The sequence below is a fragment of the Chryseobacterium urinae genome (assembly GCF_030518295.1).
Classification (GTDB): domain Bacteria; phylum Bacteroidota; class Bacteroidia; order Flavobacteriales; family Weeksellaceae; genus Chryseobacterium; species Chryseobacterium mucoviscidosis.
Map to the genome: position 1 here is coordinate 96,468 of NZ_JAULSJ010000003.1, position 17,454 is coordinate 113,921.

Genomic DNA, 17,454 nt, shown 5'->3' on the forward strand with positions numbered 1-17,454 from the left:
CCTTATTCTTAGTCCTGAATTTAAAAAGGAAAATCGTCATCATCATCAAAATCATTCATTGAAGATCCTGAAAGTTTTGAACTGTCCGGAAGATCAAATGCCGCACCCGGCTGAATGGTTGTTTTAATTTTATCAAAACCGCTTGGTTCGGGCTTTCCGAAGCTCGATGGATATCCTCCTCCGCTCATTCCTCCGTCAAAAGCAGCCTCAATATCACCGAATTTCGCAAAATGTTTTAAGAAAGATAAACGTACATCGGCAGTTGCACCGTTTCTGTGTTTTGCAATAATCAATTCCGCCTGATTTTCTGTTGAGGTTTCCTGTCCTTCTTCATCGTTATCCCAAACCGTAATCTTATAATACTCCGGTCTGAAAATAAAAGATACAATATCCGCATCCTGTTCAATTGCTCCGGATTCCCTTAGATCGGAAAGCTGAGGTCTTTTTCCCGGACGTGTCTCCACACTTCGCGAAAGCTGCGAAAGTGCAATTACCGGAACATTCAGTTCTTTGGCAATGGCTTTTAAAGATCGTGAAATCATGGAAATTTCCTGTTCACGGTTTCCGCCTCCTTTTCCGCCGCTTCCGGCTGTCATCAGCTGAAGGTAATCGACCATGATGAGCCTTACGCCATGCTGCATGACAAGTCTTCGGCATTTTGCACGGAAATCGAATATAGAAAGCGAGGGAGTTTCGTCAATATATAATGGTGCGTTTTCCAATTCGGAAACATTGGAGAACAGTCTTTCCCACTCTTCATCATCAAGCGTTCCTTTTCGGAGTTTTTCTGATGAAATTCTTGTTTCGGAAGCAATCATCCTTGTGATAAGCTGTACCGATGCCATCTCAAGCGAGAACAGAGCCATAGGAATTTTATGTCCCACTGCAATATTTCTTGCCATCGACAGAAGAAAAGCTGTTTTCCCCATCGCCGGACGTGCTGCAATAATAATAAGGTCGGAGTTTTGCCATCCTCCCGTTTCTTTATCCACATCACGGAATCCGGAAGGAACTCCGGAAAGTCCTTCTTTGTCTTTTAAAGATTTAATGGTATCGATTGCCTGTTTTACCAATGAATTGGCGGTATCGAATCCTTTTTTTATGGTTCCGTTTGTGATTTCGAAAAAAGACTGTTCGGCTTTATCCAGAAGTTCAAAAACGTCGGTAGATTCTTTATAGGAAGCATCAATTACGTTTGCCGAAACATTAATTAGGCTTCGAAGAATATATTTTTCAAGAATAACACGAACGTGGTATTCAATGTGGGCAGAAGAGCTTACTCCCATCGTAAGATCGATGATGTAGCTGTCTCCGCCGGCAGAACTTAATTTTCCCTCTTTTTTAAGCTCCTGAATAATCGTCATTAAATCGACAGGCTGGTTGCCTTCGTATAATTTTAAAATGGTAGAAAATATAACCTGATGTCTCGGATCGTAGAAAACTTCGGGGGTAAGCAAATCAATGGAATGATCAAGCCCTTTTTTATCAATTAAAAAAGTACCAATCACCAGTCTTTCAAAATCCAATGCATTGGGAGGCATTTTCCCGTCTGCAATGGAGAGTTCTTTTGCAAAATTTCCGTTCGTCAAAGAAGATAATGTTTCTTTCTGCGCCATAATAGTGCAAAGATAGTTTTTTTGAAAAGCAAATGAAACGGAGTAACTAACAAAAAATTGTGGATAACTTTTGAAACCGTTATTCAGAAAGGCTTTGCAGAGAGAATAAAAAAATCACCCCAAAAATGAGGTGATTTAATGTTTTGAAAATCAGATTAAATGATTACTGGATGTTTTTTACCAATACCCAACCGCTGTATTTCGTTTGTGTATTATCCTTATCATTTTCTGTCCACGTAATCGTGTACCAATACGTTCCTGTAACGATTTTCTTGCCACCGGAAGTTCCGTCCCATGTGTAATTTCTGATCTTGTCTGCTTTATAAATCATGTTTCCGTATCGGTCGAAAACCGTGAAAACCAAATCTTTTTTATATGCTAAAGCAGAATAATCGATATAATCGTTTTTGTTATCTCCGTTTGGCGTAATGGCATTCAGAAGATTCGGAACAGTTACCTGAACGCTAATTGGGTTACAGTCGTAAGCATCTTTTACATATGCTTTGTTTTCACCTCTCGGAAGACCTGTGAAAACATTGGAATCCTGCCAGTTTACTCCGTCGATGGAATATTTATAAGGGGCTTTTCCTCCTGTTGCATTAATTGTAAATGAATCATTGTTTATATCTATGCTTGTAATTACAGGCTGTAATGAAGCGGTTACCTTCACCTGCTGTAATGTCCAGCATTTTCCTGTTTTCAGTTTTACCGTGTAGATTCCTGCAGAAACATTTGTGATAGACTGAGTGGTTGCTCCGGTGCTCCATTCATAGGCATCAAAACCAGGTCCTGCGTCCAACGTTGTTTTATCTTCAATACAGATGATCTTATCTTTAAGAACGGATGATTGTACCGGAGGTAAAACCTTCAGGTTGATTTTTGCAATAGCATAACAGTTTTCTATGCTGATTACTTTTACATAAACTACGGCTGTTGTTGAAATATATGTTGTAGGATTTAAAATTTCATTAATTCCTGCAATAGCATCTGCCTGAGTTTTGTAATATCTCTTGGTGTGTCCTGTCTGTGTCGTTACACTTGGTACAGTTAAATTAAATGAAGCTGTTGTTACATTAGATTCAATGTAGCATTCTTCAATAGAAGCATCATTTACCGTTACTACCGGATTAAACTGTAAACTAATCTGGTTATATCCTGTACATCCCTGAGGATTTCTCACTCTTACATATACTGTTTTCGGAGCTGCAGAAGTGTAGGCTGCAGGATTGGTAATTTCATTGGTTCCTGCATTAAGATCTGCTAAAGTAGGGTAGTATTTTTTTGTAACGTTTGTAGATGTAGGATAAACATCAGGAGCCGTTAGATCAAAAACACCAGTTCCTGCATTGTTGTTGTTACAAGCTTTTACAGTAGCCGGAACTACAGCAAGTGCTGGTAAGAACTGTAAAGTTATTTCTGCATTTGCTGTACATCCTTCATTGGTGGTAATCTTTACAAAAACTGTTTTTGGAGCCTGAGACGCATAAGCAGACGGTGTTGTAATTTCGTTGGTTCCTGCCGTAAGATCTGCCATAGTCGGATAGTATTTTTTCACAACATTGGTTGGTCCATATACGTTTGCGGAATTTAAATCGAAATAACCGATTCCTGTATTGTCATAATTACAAGAAGTAATCGTAGCATTATTTACAACAATATTTCCTGATCTGAATTTGAATTTCCCAACCTGAAAACATCCGTTTATCGGGTTATTCGGGTTGTTCGGATCTACATATTTAAGTCTGTAATAGTAAATAGTGGTAGCATTTACCATGATCGGCGTTGTAATAGGCGCTGTTCCTGTAATCGCATCATTACTTGTTAAATGATAAGTTACCGTGAAGTTTGGATTACCATTGATAATTCCTGTAGACAATGTGCTGAAATCGAACATTGAAGGTAAAGCACATTTTAAAATTTCATTAGGATCTGCCGGGTTTGCAGCAGGTGTTCCTGGTGTAATAAACGGATTTGGCGTTAAAGCAGGATTGTTGAATGCAGAAGTTAAAGATGCAGTTCCTCCCCACGTTAAAGAAAATCCATACGGATTACTCGGAATATAATTATCAATAAGAAGATAATAAGTTTCTCCCGCAATTACGTTCAGCGGAGTTTCCCATTGACTTCCTGTTATTGTTGAACTTAGACCTGTAGGACCACTGGTTCCGGAAAAGTTACATTTAATAGCGTTTCCAAAATCCCAGGTCGCACAATTGATGTTGGGGCCGTAAACCGCAAAATCATAGTCATAATGCGTTACTCCCGGAACGGTATTTGGGGTAATGGTGAATTCTATTGTTCCTGTGGTTGCTGCTGTAAATACATACCATACAGAATAGTGCTCATCTGCAAGACAGCTTCCTGAAGTAGCTTCCTGAACGGTTCCTGAACTACTTGGATTATAAGAAATGTCTGAATTTCCACAAACCGGAATTGCCGAAATACAATCTGATTGCGAGAAAACCATTTGCGACAAAAATAAAATAGTCAGCAGTAATAATTTCTTCATTAGAAAGATTTTAAAAATATATTAGACTTTATGATGTGAAAAAAACCGCTTTTTCCAAGCGGTTTTTTATTTAATTTATGGTGTTTATTCTCTGTTTTTAACCATCACCCATCCTGAGAATTTGAATGGTGTATTTTTCTTGTCATTCTCTTTCCATTCTACGGTATACCAATATGTTCCGGTAGGTATTTTTTTACCATTGGTTGTTCCGTCCCATTTGTATCCGTTGGATTTATCAGCCTGGCCAACTTTTACTCCGTATCTGTCGAAAATGCTTAGAACAAGACCTTGTTTTCCTGCTAAAGCAGAATAGTCGATCACATCATTTACACCGTCTCCGTTTGGAGTAATCACATTGATTAGGTTTGGAACAACCACAGTTACCGTAAGAGGATCACAATCGTAACCATCTTTTACATAAACGGTATTGTCTCCTCTGGCAACATTTTCAAAAACGTTTGAATCCTGCCATTTAATTCCGTCTAAAGAATATTTGTAAGGAGTGGTTCCTCCGATTACGTTTACAGTTATTGTATTGTTTGTAATATCGATGCTGGAAATTACCGGCTGTTCGGAAGGATAAACTTTTACAGTCTGTTTTGTAACGCAGTTTCCAGTTTTAAGCTCAACCCAGTAAGTTCCAACGGTTACATTGTTAATTGCCTGTGTGGTAGCTCCTGTACTCCATTTGTACGCGGTAAATCCAGGTCCTGCATCTAAAGTTGTCTTATCTTCCATACAGATAATCTTATCTTCAAGTACGCTTGAATAAACCGGCGGAAGAACAATTAAAGTTACTTTTGCTACTGCATAACATCCGTTTCCGTTGGTTACTTTAATGTATGCTACACCGTTCGGAGCAGTATAGGTACTAGGATTTAGGATCGCATTCGTTCCGTTGATAGCATCTGTAAGAGACGGATAATATGTTTTTGTTCCTGCCTGAGTAGTTACAGGAGCCAAAGTAAGATCAAAAGTTGCCATTGCAGGATTAGTGTCAAGATAACAAGATCTTAACGTTGCATCTGTTACCACAACAACAGGGAAGAAGTTTAAAGTGATTTTTGCAATATCAGAACATCCTAAGTTGGTTGTAATTTTTGCATATACATCTCCTGTAGACGATGTGTAAGCTGCCGGATTCAAAATTTCATTGGTTCCGTTATTAGCGTCTGCAAGTGTTGGATAATACTTTATAACATACGTGTAATTCGGGTTTGGTGTATATAATGTTGTTGAAGTAAGATCATATACCGCAACACCGTTGTTGTTATTGTTACAAGATGTTAAACTTGCATTTGTAGCTTTAAAGGTAACATCCTTAAATTTAAATGCATTAACGTTGAAACATTTATTCGTCGGGTTATTAGGATTCGTTGGATCCAGATAACGAATTGTATAATAATAAGTACTGGTTGTATTTATAACAATTGGAGAAGTAATAGCATTAGTATCCGCTAAAGCATCATTGGATGTTCTGTAATATTTTACATAGAAGTTAGGGTTACCGTTAACAATATTGGCGCTGTTTGTCTGGAAATTGTAAGGAGCCGAAATGTCGCAAATTTCGATGATTCTAGGATCTGAAGCAGTAGCTCCCGGAATTCCGATAGGATTGAACGGGTTAGGCTGAATCGCAGGATCGTTGAACGGTGAAGTTAACGTTGCCGTTCCTCCCCAGGTTAATGAAAATGCCATTGCAGCGTTTGCTCCGGACCAGTTATCCACAATAAGATAATAGGTTTCTCCCGGAAGAACATTCAGCGCAGGACTCCATGCTCCTGAATTTGCAGTAAGACCTGTCTGTAATCCGGTCTGGTTAGGAAAAGCTTGTGCACCTGCATAATTACAACGAATAGGAGCACCTTTTGTACCGCAGGTTTTATTTGGTCCGTATACAGCAAAATCATAATCCGCAGTATAAGGAGCCTGTGGAGAAATCGTAAATGTTAACGTTCCGGCTGTTGCAACGGTAAACTCATACCAAACCGAATAGTGCTCGTTTGCACTTAAACAGCTTCCGTTGGCATTTACCTGATCATCCACACTTCCGGGACCCGTAGGAAAATAAGAAATATCTGAGTTTCCACATACTCTAATTGCAGAAGCACAGTCTGATTGTGCAAAGAAGAATTGTGAAAAGATTAACAGTAATATAAGGTAGATTTTTTTCATAATAGTCGAATTTATCTTGATTATGACAGATTATTTAAGGGTAGAAAGATAGTAGTTAACATCATCTCTTCCCCAATTTGGATCCAGACTGGATTTCTTACTATACGTTTTAAATTTAGCCAATGCTGAATTGAAATACGTTTTTGCCGTTTCTTTATCAGAATTCAAGGCAATCTCACCTTTTATAATATCAATTCTGGGATTGTTTTTATCATCAGAAGCTGCTTTTGCAAGATATTCATTAGCTTTTGATAAATTGGCAGCGGTGTCCGCCGGATTAGTTGATGATTTAAGTAAATATATCTGAGCTAAAAGAATATTGGCTTCCGCATTATTAGGATTTTTTACAAATACTCCTGCAAGATATTTTTCTGCCAATCCTGAAGTTTCTTCAATATTTTGAGCAGTACCTTGTCTTTGAGCACTGATTTCCGCTCTTACCAATGATAAAGCAGTGTAATAATATGCTCTCCAGTCTTCTTTTTTTGTTTCTGTTCCTCTGGAAAGGGTATTTACATATTTCATGAAATAATCCTTAGACTGCTGAAAGTCTTCGGATTTTTTGGCAGACTCCAATTTTGCAATCTGAGTCTCCATACCTTTCTCAGCGGAGGTTTGAGCAAAGCTGTAAGAAGCCACCACCATAGAAAGGAGAATAGATAGTTTTTTTACCATAATAGAAAATATTTTATAGACAAATATAAAAAATTATTAACTTTAATTTGAAGTTTTTAAGATTTATTTAATAAAAACGTGTATATTGCCCTAATATTGCATTTTTCTCAATTTTGGATTAGTCGCCCCCACAATAACTGCAATAAGCACCGTCATGGTTCCTCCGAAAACTACTGAACGTACAACTCCCAGTAATTTTGCAGATAATCCGCTCTCAAACTGTCCCATTTCGTTGCTCGACATAATGAAGATGGAATTTACGCTCAGTACCCTTCCTCTGATGTTGTCCGGCGTTTTTAGCTGAACAATCGTTCCTCTGATCACTACCGAAATCCCATCCAGCATTCCGCTCATTACAAGGAAAAGGAATGAAAGCCAATATAAGTTTGAAAGCCCGAAGCCGATAATACAAAGTCCGAAACCTGTAACCACACCAAGTAAAATCTTACCCTGATTTTTTCTTAACGGAATAACCGATAAAATGGTGATGATGCACATTGATCCAATATCAGATGCGGCATTCAGTAACCCGAATCCTTCCGCTCCTACCTTCAGAATATCTGTTGCATAAACCGGAATCATGGCAACAGCACCTCCGAAAAGAACGGCAAACATATCCAAACACAGCGCTCCGAGAATTTCTTTTGTTTTAAAAATATACGAAATTCCTTCCCGCATACTATCCATAACGTTAATATTCTCTTTTTTGTATTCGGAATGTTGTTTTTTTAACTGAAAAAAGAATAATGAAGCCAAAAAGATTAACGAAATGATAACAACCAGCGTCCACTTTACACCAAAATAACCGATCAGAAAACCTCCGACCGCGTGTCCGCAAACCGAAGAGATAAGAAATGTTGCCTGATTTAAAGTAACGGCATTCGGAAGATTTTCCTTTTTTACAATTTTAGGAATCATCACCGGAATAATCGGTCCGATGAAGGCTCTCGCAATACCTGTAAAAAAAATAACTCCATAAATAAAGTACGTGATTTCATGTCCCGAAAAATGCATTTTAACATTGAAAAAAGCAGGAATCAGCAAAAGGCTTATTAAAAAAATATAGACATAGTTGCAGATCAGGAGCAGGCGTTTTTTTTCATTCATATCAATAACGTGACCGGCATACAAAGCGCAGCTTACCGCGGGAATTACTTCCGAAAGTCCGATTAAACCGATTGAAAAAGGATCTTTTGTTAACTGATATACCCACCATCCGAGTAAAGTAGCGAGCATTCTGAAAGCCAAAACGATAAAAAATCTTCCGGTAAGAAGGTTTCTGAATTCGACATTTTGCAATGTCTGAAGCGGGGTAAATGAAATCATCCGACAAAAATAGCCTCAAATATTAACTTGAGGCTATTGTTATCGTCATTTTTTAAATGAAAAATTAAATGAGACTTAAAAGATAAAATCTATTTTAGTCTGCTCTTGAAGCACTGAACACCAAAGCGGCAACTCCCGCAGCTCCGATAATGGTGGCTCCGGTTGTAATTCTTGCTTTTCTGCTGTCTCTCACGGCTGCAACATTAGATTTAGGAATGGTTACTACTGTACTGTCTTTCTTTCCTTTCGTTCCGATAAGATTATCTCCTTCCACGTTACGGAATAACATTTTTTGATTTTTGGAACCATCTCTCATCATTACAGTATAAACTTTTCCTGCCTCCAGATTAGAATAATCATTTTTAGCAGTATCCATACTATATTTTGTGGTTGCACAAGATGAAATTACAAATAACGACGTTAATAAAGATGATTTTAAAAGTACAGATGCTTTCATTATTATTTTTTAGTTTTCCAAATTTATAATTTTTTTCGAATATACGTTTCCGGAATCAAAAAAATGTGCCTAAAGTTTATAAATTTCTAATAAATCGGCGATTTTTCTGTCATTCGCAAGTCTTGGCGTTTTGTTTTGTCCGCCCAGTTTTCCCTGAGACTTTGCATATTCGTGGAATGCATTTTTCTTCAGAGCTGTGAGGTGAAGTTTTTGCAGAATATTTCCCGAAATTAAATCATCATAATAGGTATTGCGCTTTCTGAGCTGATCATCAAGTTCGCTCTTGAACAAATTTAAATTCTCCGGATCTTTTTCAAATTCAATAAACCACTCATGATAGGGAAGTCCTTCATCGGGATTTACCTGTGGTGCAAGATGAAACTCTGTAATCTGTGCAGGATATTTTTCCAGTGTGGCTTTCATGGCTTCCTCCACTTCAAAGGCAATCACGTGTTCTCCAAAAGCTGAGGTAAAATGTTTCGTTCTTCCACTCACGAGAATTCTGTGCGGATTTTTATCGATAAATCTCACGACATCTCCAATGGAATATGCCCAAAGCCCTGAATTTGTTGTTAAAATTAAAGCATAATCTTTATTCAGTTCAACGTCCTTTAAGGTCAGTCTTTTTGTGCTATGCTGATCGGAGTCGACGCGCCCGTATTCTTCCAGAGGAATAAATTCATAGAAAACTCCATGATTGGTTAAAAGCAATAAGCCTTCTTTCGTATAGTCATCCTGAAACGCAAAAAAACCTTCCGAAGCCGGAAACGTCTGTACAATATCCACTTTTCCTCCTAAAAGTTCTTCCATTTTGTCGCGGTAGGGTTCGTAATTAACGCCACCCGTAACAATCAACTGAAGATTAGGGAAAATCTGTTTTATTTTTTTGCCGTGTTTTTCAATCAGCTTTTCAAAATACATAATCAGCCAGGGTGGAATTCCGGAGATCAGCGTCATATTTTCCTTTTCGGTTTCCTCTACGATTTTATCCACTTTCGTTTCCCAGTCTTCAATGATGTTGGTTTCCCAGCTCGGAAGTCTGTTTTTCTGCAAATAATCGGGAATATGATGGGCTACAATTCCGGATAGTCTTCCGGTTTTTATTCCGTACACTTCTTCCAGTTCAGGACTTCCCTGTAAAAAGATCATTTTTCCCTGTACAAAATCGGCATTGTTTTTTTTGGCAATATAATGAAACAATGCACTTTGCGCTCCTTTTACCTGAAAAGGCATTCCTTCTTTTGAAATCGGGATGTATTTTGATCCTGAAGTGGTTCCTGAAGTTTTGGCAAAATATTCCGGAGTATCGGTCCAGAGAATATTTGCCTGTCCCTTTTTTACCCTTTCAATATAGGGTTTAAGGTCTTCATAATCCGAAACCGGAACACGTTCCTGAAAATCCTTTACCGTTTTGATGTTTTCAAAATCGTGTTCTCTCCCGAAAAGCGTTTTTTTCGCAGTTTCCTTTAAGGCTAAAAGAAGCTTTTCCTGATCGTTTTCCGCATTTTTTTTGAACTCTTCTGCTTTCCGGACGTGGTTTTTCGCCCAGATCAAAGCTGCATATTTCTTTAGGAAGTTTACCATGGTTCAAATTTATAAATAACTGAACAACTGGCGATCATTTTCAGAAAATAAGACACAAAAAAACCGATGAATGAGTGTGCATCGGTTCTTCGAAATTTGATTATGAAAATAACAACTAATAATGTTGAGTTTACTTGTTTACTTTGTACCTTTTATCAGGAGTACCGTCCTTTTTCAGTTTTTTGTTTTCCTTATATCTTTTGTCCGGAGTTCCGTCTTTTTTCATTTTTGCTGCGGTTGGCGCTGTTGCAGGTTTTACAGTAGCTGCCGGAGCGGGTTTAGCGGGCTTTACTGTTTTTACCGTTTGAGCTTTTGTTGCAGCCGGAGCCGTCTGTTGAGCGGAAGCAAGTCCAAGTCCTAAAACAATAGACATTGCGGTTAAAAATTTTTTCATAGAGAATTTGTTTGTTTTGTTGAATCAAAGGTAGAGAAAATTCCAACTGAAAAATCTATTTTTTTAAACTTAACTAAAGTTTATTACAGCTTAAAAAAAGATTAAATGATACATTTGATGTAATGAAAAAGCAGGCGCAAAACACTTTGGCCGTAATTTTTGCTATTGGATTTGTAATCATTTATAAATCTTTGTACAAAGATGAAACGTATGAAGAAGAAATAGAGAAAAAAGAGATAAAATCTGTTGTTGCAAAGAAGTTTGTTAACTATGATAACCACGGCATTCATTACATTGTTTATGAAAAAGACAGTATTATGATTTCTGAAAGTTGGGATCAATACATAAATGTTGGAGATTCAATCATCAAGCCTGAACAATCAACACAACTTATCATCAAAAATAAAGATAAATATATTGAGTTAGATTTCAATAATCCCAATTTATTTCCACTGAAATAAAAAACCTGCTTTCTCCGAAGAAAAAGCAGGTTCTAACATATGTATGAAAAGTTGGTTTATCGGGTACAGTTCGCTGTCCAGGTTTTTCCATCTTTTATGTATAAGATTTTTAGATCGTTGTTGTCTATTCTAATGTACGATGTTGCGGTAGATCCTACCATTACCAAAGTGTTGTCTCCCTGTTGATTAAATTCTACTCCGTTAAGATCCGGGATTCCGTTCGAGAAGGCAAAGTTGTATTTTGTACCGCTCGCAATTTTTGTTACAAATACACTTCCGTCATTGGAACTGATGTTGTTGTCGCTGTCGTTATAACCGACGCTTCCTTTGTAAGTCCCTGCAAAAAAGTCGTTGTTGGCAGGATCATCGTCGTCGCTGCATGAAACGGTCGTGACTACAAAGAACAGTAATAGGAATGCTCCTAAAATTCTGATTGCTTTTTTCATAATAATATTTCTTTAGTGGTTGTAGAGGGGTTTATCCAAACAAAGTGCCATGTGGTAGGGGTAAATTTTTTTTAACTTTTAATTTAAAATTTTAGTAAAAAATTAAGAATTTTGAAGTGTTTAAATACTTTCCAACTTCTTAAAAGAAAAATATTTATCCTTATCTTTGTATAGTCAAAACGGTTTCGGAAAACTCCCGAAATCGCTTTTTGCGTTTATACCAAATTATCTATGCAATTAAAAACCATCAGCGAAAAATTTCTTCCGGAGCTTCTTCAGAAAGAATTCGGAAAAGAGATTTTCATTCAACTGGAAAATAATCAACATATTTCTGTAAAAGGAAGCGCGGGTTCTTCGGTTTCTATTTTTGTAGCCGAATTATTTCTTACCCAAAAGAAAACCATTCTTTATATTCTGGACGATAAAGAAGATGCTTTGTATGCCAATACGGAAATGGAAGATCTTTTAGGGAAAGAAAAAGTACTCTATTTTCCGGCGACTCATCTGGAACCGTATCAGGTGGAAAAAACGCAGAACGCCAATCTTGTTCTGAGAACGGAAGTTATCAATAAGATCACATCCGGAAAATCTCCGCGCGTTATCGTTGCGTATGCAGGAGCGCTGTCTGAAAAGGTTTTAAAAAAGGAAGATTTTAAGGCGATTTCGCATCATATAAAAGTAGGCGATCAGTTGGATTTTGATTTTGTGGATGAACTGCTCAATCATTATCATTTCCAGCAGGCAGATTTTGTTTCAGAGCCGGGAGAATTTTCCGTAAGAGGAGGAATTGTTGATGTTTTTTCGTTCTCTAATGAAAAACCATACAGGATCACATTTTTCGGGAATGAAGTGGAAAGCATTAAAACGTTTGATATTGAAACACAGCTTTCCATTGATAAAGTAAGCGATTTTCAGTTGGTTTCCAATATGAATTTTACAGTAACAGGAAGCAGGATTTCTTTATTGCAATTGTTGCCAAAAGAGAGTTTCGTGGTTTCTAAAAATGGAATTGTGGGAATGCAGAGACTGAAATCATTTTATGAAAAATCTCTGGAAAAATATGAAACCTTAAGCAAGGACATTGCACACAGATCGCCGCAGGAATTGTTTATTTCTGATCAGGAATTTCTGTTTGATTATAAAAAATTTAAAACGGTTGATTTCGGAAGTGTTTCTATTGAAGGACTTATTGAATTATCGGAAATGAAAATAGAGCAGACTTCGCAACCTGCTTTTAATAAAAATTTCGAACTGTTAATTGAAGATATTGAAGGCAAACAGAATGAAGGCTTCGATACATGGATTTCTTTTTCCACAGAAAAACAGAAAGAAAGACTGGAACTGATTTTTGAAGAACTTGAACATAAACTTCCTTTTAAAAGTTTTAAATCTGAGCTTCATGAAGGTTTTGTGGATAATGATCATAAAATTCTGGTCTACACCGACCACCAGATTTTCGACCGTTACCAAAGATATAAGGCGAAAAATACCTTTGCAAAATCTGAACAGTTGACACTGAAGGATTTAATGTCTTTGAAAATAGGAGATTACATTGCCCACATCGATCACGGAATCGGAAAATTCATGGGATTGGTAAAGGTGAATAATGACGGGAAAATTCAGGAATGTTTTAAACTGACGTATAAAAACGGAGACTTATTATATGTTAGCATTCATTCTCTTCATAAGATTTCAAAATACAACGGTCCGGAAGGTCGCGAAATTGTTTTAAGCAAACTCGGATCGCCAACATGGAAATCTTTAAAACAGAAAACGAAAGCAAGGGTAAAACAACTGGCTTTTGATTTAATAAAATTATACGCTCAAAGAAAATCTGCGAAGGGTTTTGCGTACACTCCGGATTCTTATCTTCAGAATGAGCTCGAAGCAAGTTTCCTTTACGAAGATACCCCGGATCAGGAAAAAGCCACCATCGATGTGAAGAAAGATATGGAAGCGGATACGGTGATGGATCGTCTGGTTTGTGGAGACGTAGGTTTCGGTAAAACGGAAGTTGCGATTCGTGCTGCATTCAAAGCGGCGACGGACGGAAAGCAGGTCGCAGTTTTGGTTCCTACCACGATTCTGGCTTTTCAGCATTACAGAAGTTTTAAAGAAAGACTTAAGGATTTTCCGGTAAATGTTGCGTATGTGAACCGTTTCAGAACGGCAAAACAGAAATCTGAAACGCTTGCAGCTTTAAAAGAAGGAAAAGTAGACATTATTATAGGAACACATCAGTTGGCAAGCAGCTCTGTAAAGTTTAAAGATTTGGGATTGCTGATTATTGATGAAGAACACAAATTCGGAGTTTCTGTAAAAGATAAGCTGAAAACCTTAAAAGCAGATGTTGATACTTTAACATTAACGGCAACACCGATTCCGAGAACGTTACAGTTTTCTTTGATGGCAGCGAGAGATTTATCCGTTATTAAAACGCCGCCGCCCAACAGACAGCCGGTAGATACGCAATTGATCGGATTTAACGAAGAAATTCTTAGAGATGCAGTTTCCTATGAGCTTCAGCGTGACGGACAGGTTTATTTCATCAACAACAGGATTGAAAACCTGAAAGATATTGCAGGACTGATCCAAAGACTGGTTCCGGATGCGAGAGTAATTACGGGACACGGACAGATGGAAGGAAAACAACTGGAGAAGAACGTTCTGGATTTCATGGAAGGAAAATATGATGTTCTTGTTTCTACAACCATTGTGGAAAGTGGAGTGGATGTTCCGAATGCGAATACCATCTTTATTAATGATGCGCAGCGTTTCGGGATGGCAGATCTTCACCAGATGAGAGGTCGTGTCGGGCGAAGTAACAGGAAAGCATTCTGTTATCTTATTACGCCGCCTTATGATATGATGACTTCCGATGCCAGAAAACGTCTGGAAGCCATAGAACAGTTTTCGGATCTGGGAAGCGGATTCCAGATTGCGATGAAGGATCTTGAAATTCGTGGAGCAGGAGATTTACTGGGAGCGGAACAGAGTGGGTTTATTAATGAAATGGGTTTTGAAACTTACCAAAAGCTGATGCAGGAGGCTTTGGAAGAGCTGAAAGATGATCAGGAATTTGAAAATCTTTTCGAAAATGAAGAAGAAAGGAACAAATTATTTAAAACCACAAAAGACGTTAATATTGATACGGATCTGGAACTGATGCTTCCGGACTGGTATATTTCAAATACGGAAGAAAGATTACTGCTTTATCAGAAACTTGCGGAAATAGATAATGAGGCAAATCTGAATAAATTTGAATCTGAACTGATCGACCGCTTTGGAGAACTGCCGAAAGAAGCGGTAAATCTATTAAAAAGTGTAAGCTTAAAATGGCTTGCTTCAGACATTGGTTTTGAAAAGATTGTCATGAAGAACGGAGTGTTCTTAGGATATTTTCCGGGAAATCCTCAGGATAAGTTTTATCAGACGGATAAATTCAGGACTATCATTAATTATTTAACGAAGAATCCTAAAGAAGCACAGCTTAAGGAAAAGATAGGTAAGGAAGGAAATCAGTTGATGATGAGGAAGGATAAAGTAAGGAATGTAGATGAGGTGAATGATCTTCTGAAAACAATTCTGAAGAGTGAAATATAGTTCATTGTATTATCTTATATATTTTGCCGTGTTGTTCTACAATGCGGCATTTTTTATCCCATATTTTTAAAGATAGCTGAAGAACAATACTTTATGTTTTTTAATGTTAAGGGAATTTAACATTAAAAAAATATTAAAAAGACGGCATGTAACATGATTTTTATCGTGTTTGTAATTTTAGCTTTGATCGAAAAAATTGGATAATAAAAACGAATTTATTTTAGTCTTGAAATGTTATAAAAAGGTTCTATTTATCACGGTTTTTAGATAAATGAATAAGGTGTTAAATGCTTTTTTAAATTTGTAAATATTTCAATATTAAAAAGATATGATTTTTATGTAAATCATAATTCGGAAGGAAAGTAAATTATTTAATTCATTAATAAGGGATATTTAACTTGAAATATCATTAGAAATTGATATGGAATAATAAGTTTTAGTAGTAATAATTCTACTTTTTAGTCAATTGCTGCTATGGCGTAATTAGTTAATTTCTATCAGTTTACGTATTTCTACTCTACTTTCTGTATATTTTTTTATTTATCTTTGCAGTCCCTTATTATGAAAAAAACTCTATATAGCTGTGTAGCCGGATTATTATTTTCTGTTCAGGCATACGCTCAGGTGGGAATTGGTATTAGTACCCCCAATGCTGTTCTCGATGTAAACGGGAAAACCACCTTAAGAAAAGAATTGAGAGTAGGAGGTACTGCTACTACGCTGGGTAATCCCGGCTTGAACGGACAGGTGCTGGTTTCTCAGGGCGAAGGTCTTCCCCCAAACTGGCGATCCATAAATGTTACCTTTATGGAAGAAGGTCAGTATAAACTCATCAACTCGTATTTATCTTCCGATCAGGTGGGTATCAGTACGCTTTCTAACGGTGTTGCTGCAGACGGAATTTATAAAAATTCTGTTGGAAACGACATTGCTGCTACTGCAAACGGTACGTGGGTAAAGATTGCCGGTCTTGAGAATAACTTCATCATTAAAAACGGAAAAAACAGGCTTACTTACCAGTTTCAGACAGGAGTTGAAATGAAAGCACCCGCTGCAACAACTTCTCAAAGTGTTACATTTGCCTGTGGTATATTCCGAAACAATAAGCTGGTTGCGGTACGTCCGGATAAGATTACTTCCAATAACAATACCGATAAAGGTGGTTTTCAGGATTATATATTCACGCTGAATTATACGGAGCAGAATGTTCCTGTAGGTACCCAGAAAATTGAGGTTGCCTGCAGAAAAATTGAATCTTCAGATATCAATTCTCAGTTTACCATCGGAAAAAATATCTCGAATTCAAATTCAGTTTCCAATGCATTTAATCTTGAATCTGATTTTAAGGTGGATATTATTGAATATGTAACGTATAAAAGCAACTAAATCCCTCCATGAAAAAAATATTATTAGCTTTCTGTATTTCCGCAGGAATTTTATCTTCTGCGCAAATAGGTATAAAAACATCCACTCCGAAATCCACTCTTGATGTAAACGGTGATGTTAATCTAAGAGATAAATTATCTGTTTTCAATCCTACGGATAACAGTATTTCACAGGGAAATAACGATCAGATACTTGTTTCGCAGGGAGCAGGAAATCCTCCGATCTGGAAGTCTCTTCGCATTCCGGAATATGAACCGAATAAATTTTATTTAATTTTTAATAACTCTTTCTCAGATAAAACAGGGATTACTTTTTCGAGTACGGAAGAATCTTCCAATGGAACAAGCAGATCTACAACTCTTGTAAAAGATACAGATTTCAGCAGTTTAAATCAGTTTAAAAAAATAGCATCTTTATCTCAGCCATTCTTTGTTTACAGTACGGAAAGTAAAACCTACTTCCAGTTTGAAACAGTGGTTCAGGCTACGTTTCCAGCCAATGGAACGACCGATATTTCTATTGATTATGCATGCGGAATTTTTGTAGACGATAAGCTTGTGAATCTAAGACAGAGAAATATAAAGGCAAGTAGTGCTACCAATACTTTTATTACGCATAACCAGATCGGGATGGTGCAGAACCTTACCAAAGGGCAGCATACAGTGAGTGTAGCATGTTCCAGATTAAAATCGTACAATACTACGGCAAATTTAGGTATCGGTATTAATGTGTCTTCAAATATCGACAGCTTTATCACACAATCCTCACTTAAAGTGGATGTTTACGAAATACCGCAAGTATTTAATTCAATCTTAAACTAAA

At 37.1% G+C, this 17,454-nt stretch carries 13 protein-coding genes; 4 read left to right on the top strand and 9 right to left on the bottom strand.

Annotated features, from left to right (window positions below):
- Positions 1-20 precede the first annotated feature (20 nt).
- The 8 genes from dnaB to QWT87_RS02900 all read right to left on the bottom strand — a co-directional run bounded on the left by dnaB (position 21) and on the right by QWT87_RS02900 (position 10,736).
- Entirely contained in the window at positions 21-1,616 is a 1,596-nt protein-coding gene (gene dnaB, locus QWT87_RS02865) for a replicative DNA helicase (protein WP_185207212.1), read from the bottom strand.
- 163 nt (positions 1,617-1,779) lie between these two features.
- Positions 1,780-4,125: a T9SS type B sorting domain-containing protein gene (locus tag QWT87_RS02870; protein ID WP_302713430.1), complete on the bottom strand. Its 2,346-nt coding sequence runs from the start codon at positions 4,123-4,125 to the stop codon at positions 1,780-1,782.
- A gap of 84 nt (positions 4,126-4,209) precedes the next feature.
- The gene (locus QWT87_RS02875; protein WP_302713432.1) at positions 4,210-6,300 is read right to left on the bottom strand and encodes a T9SS type B sorting domain-containing protein; all 2,091 of its coding nucleotides are present in this window, start codon (positions 6,298-6,300) and stop codon (positions 4,210-4,212) included.
- A gap of 30 nt (positions 6,301-6,330) precedes the next feature.
- Complete coding sequence (locus QWT87_RS02880) at positions 6,331-6,975, bottom strand: tetratricopeptide repeat protein (RefSeq protein ID WP_302713434.1); 645 nt, start codon at positions 6,973-6,975, stop codon at positions 6,331-6,333.
- Positions 6,976-7,065: 90 nt separating this feature from the next.
- Positions 7,066-8,301 carry an MFS transporter gene (locus QWT87_RS02885; RefSeq protein WP_302713436.1) on the bottom strand — a complete coding sequence of 412 codons (1,236 nt, stop codon included), beginning with the start codon at positions 8,299-8,301 and terminating at the stop codon, positions 7,066-7,068.
- Between the two features lie 94 nt (positions 8,302-8,395).
- Positions 8,396-8,758: a hypothetical protein gene (locus tag QWT87_RS02890; RefSeq protein WP_302713438.1), complete on the bottom strand. Its 363-nt coding sequence runs from the start codon at positions 8,756-8,758 to the stop codon at positions 8,396-8,398.
- A gap of 69 nt (positions 8,759-8,827) precedes the next feature.
- On the bottom strand, positions 8,828-10,342 hold the full coding sequence (locus QWT87_RS02895; protein WP_302713440.1) for a GH3 auxin-responsive promoter family protein: 1,515 nt from the start codon (positions 10,340-10,342) through the stop codon (positions 8,828-8,830).
- 130 nt (positions 10,343-10,472) lie between these two features.
- On the bottom strand, positions 10,473-10,736 hold the full coding sequence (locus tag QWT87_RS02900; protein ID WP_087708701.1) for a hypothetical protein: 264 nt from the start codon (positions 10,734-10,736) through the stop codon (positions 10,473-10,475).
- A 122-nt stretch (positions 10,737-10,858) separates the two neighbouring features.
- Between QWT87_RS02900 and QWT87_RS02905 the strand changes: the two genes are divergently transcribed.
- On the top strand, positions 10,859-11,197 hold the full coding sequence (locus tag QWT87_RS02905; protein ID WP_087708703.1) for a hypothetical protein: 339 nt from the start codon (positions 10,859-10,861) through the stop codon (positions 11,195-11,197).
- A gap of 56 nt (positions 11,198-11,253) precedes the next feature.
- Here QWT87_RS02905 and QWT87_RS02910 read toward each other — a convergent pair whose 3' ends face one another.
- Positions 11,254-11,643 (bottom strand): hypothetical protein, encoded by a 390-nt coding sequence (locus QWT87_RS02910; protein WP_116097302.1) that lies wholly within the window; start codon positions 11,641-11,643, stop codon positions 11,254-11,256.
- 231 nt (positions 11,644-11,874) lie between these two features.
- Between QWT87_RS02910 and mfd the strand changes: the two genes are divergently transcribed.
- The 3 genes from mfd to QWT87_RS02925 all read left to right on the top strand — a co-directional run bounded on the left by mfd (position 11,875) and on the right by QWT87_RS02925 (position 17,453).
- Positions 11,875-15,246 (top strand): transcription-repair coupling factor, encoded by a 3,372-nt coding sequence (gene mfd, locus QWT87_RS02915; RefSeq protein ID WP_302713445.1) that lies wholly within the window; start codon positions 11,875-11,877, stop codon positions 15,244-15,246.
- A gap of 561 nt (positions 15,247-15,807) precedes the next feature.
- Entirely contained in the window at positions 15,808-16,632 is an 825-nt protein-coding gene (locus QWT87_RS02920) for a hypothetical protein (protein WP_087708709.1), read from the top strand.
- Positions 16,633-16,640: 8 nt separating this feature from the next.
- Positions 16,641-17,453 carry a hypothetical protein gene (locus QWT87_RS02925; RefSeq protein WP_302713447.1) on the top strand — a complete coding sequence of 271 codons (813 nt, stop codon included), beginning with the start codon at positions 16,641-16,643 and terminating at the stop codon, positions 17,451-17,453.
- Position 17,454 lies beyond the last annotated feature (1 nt).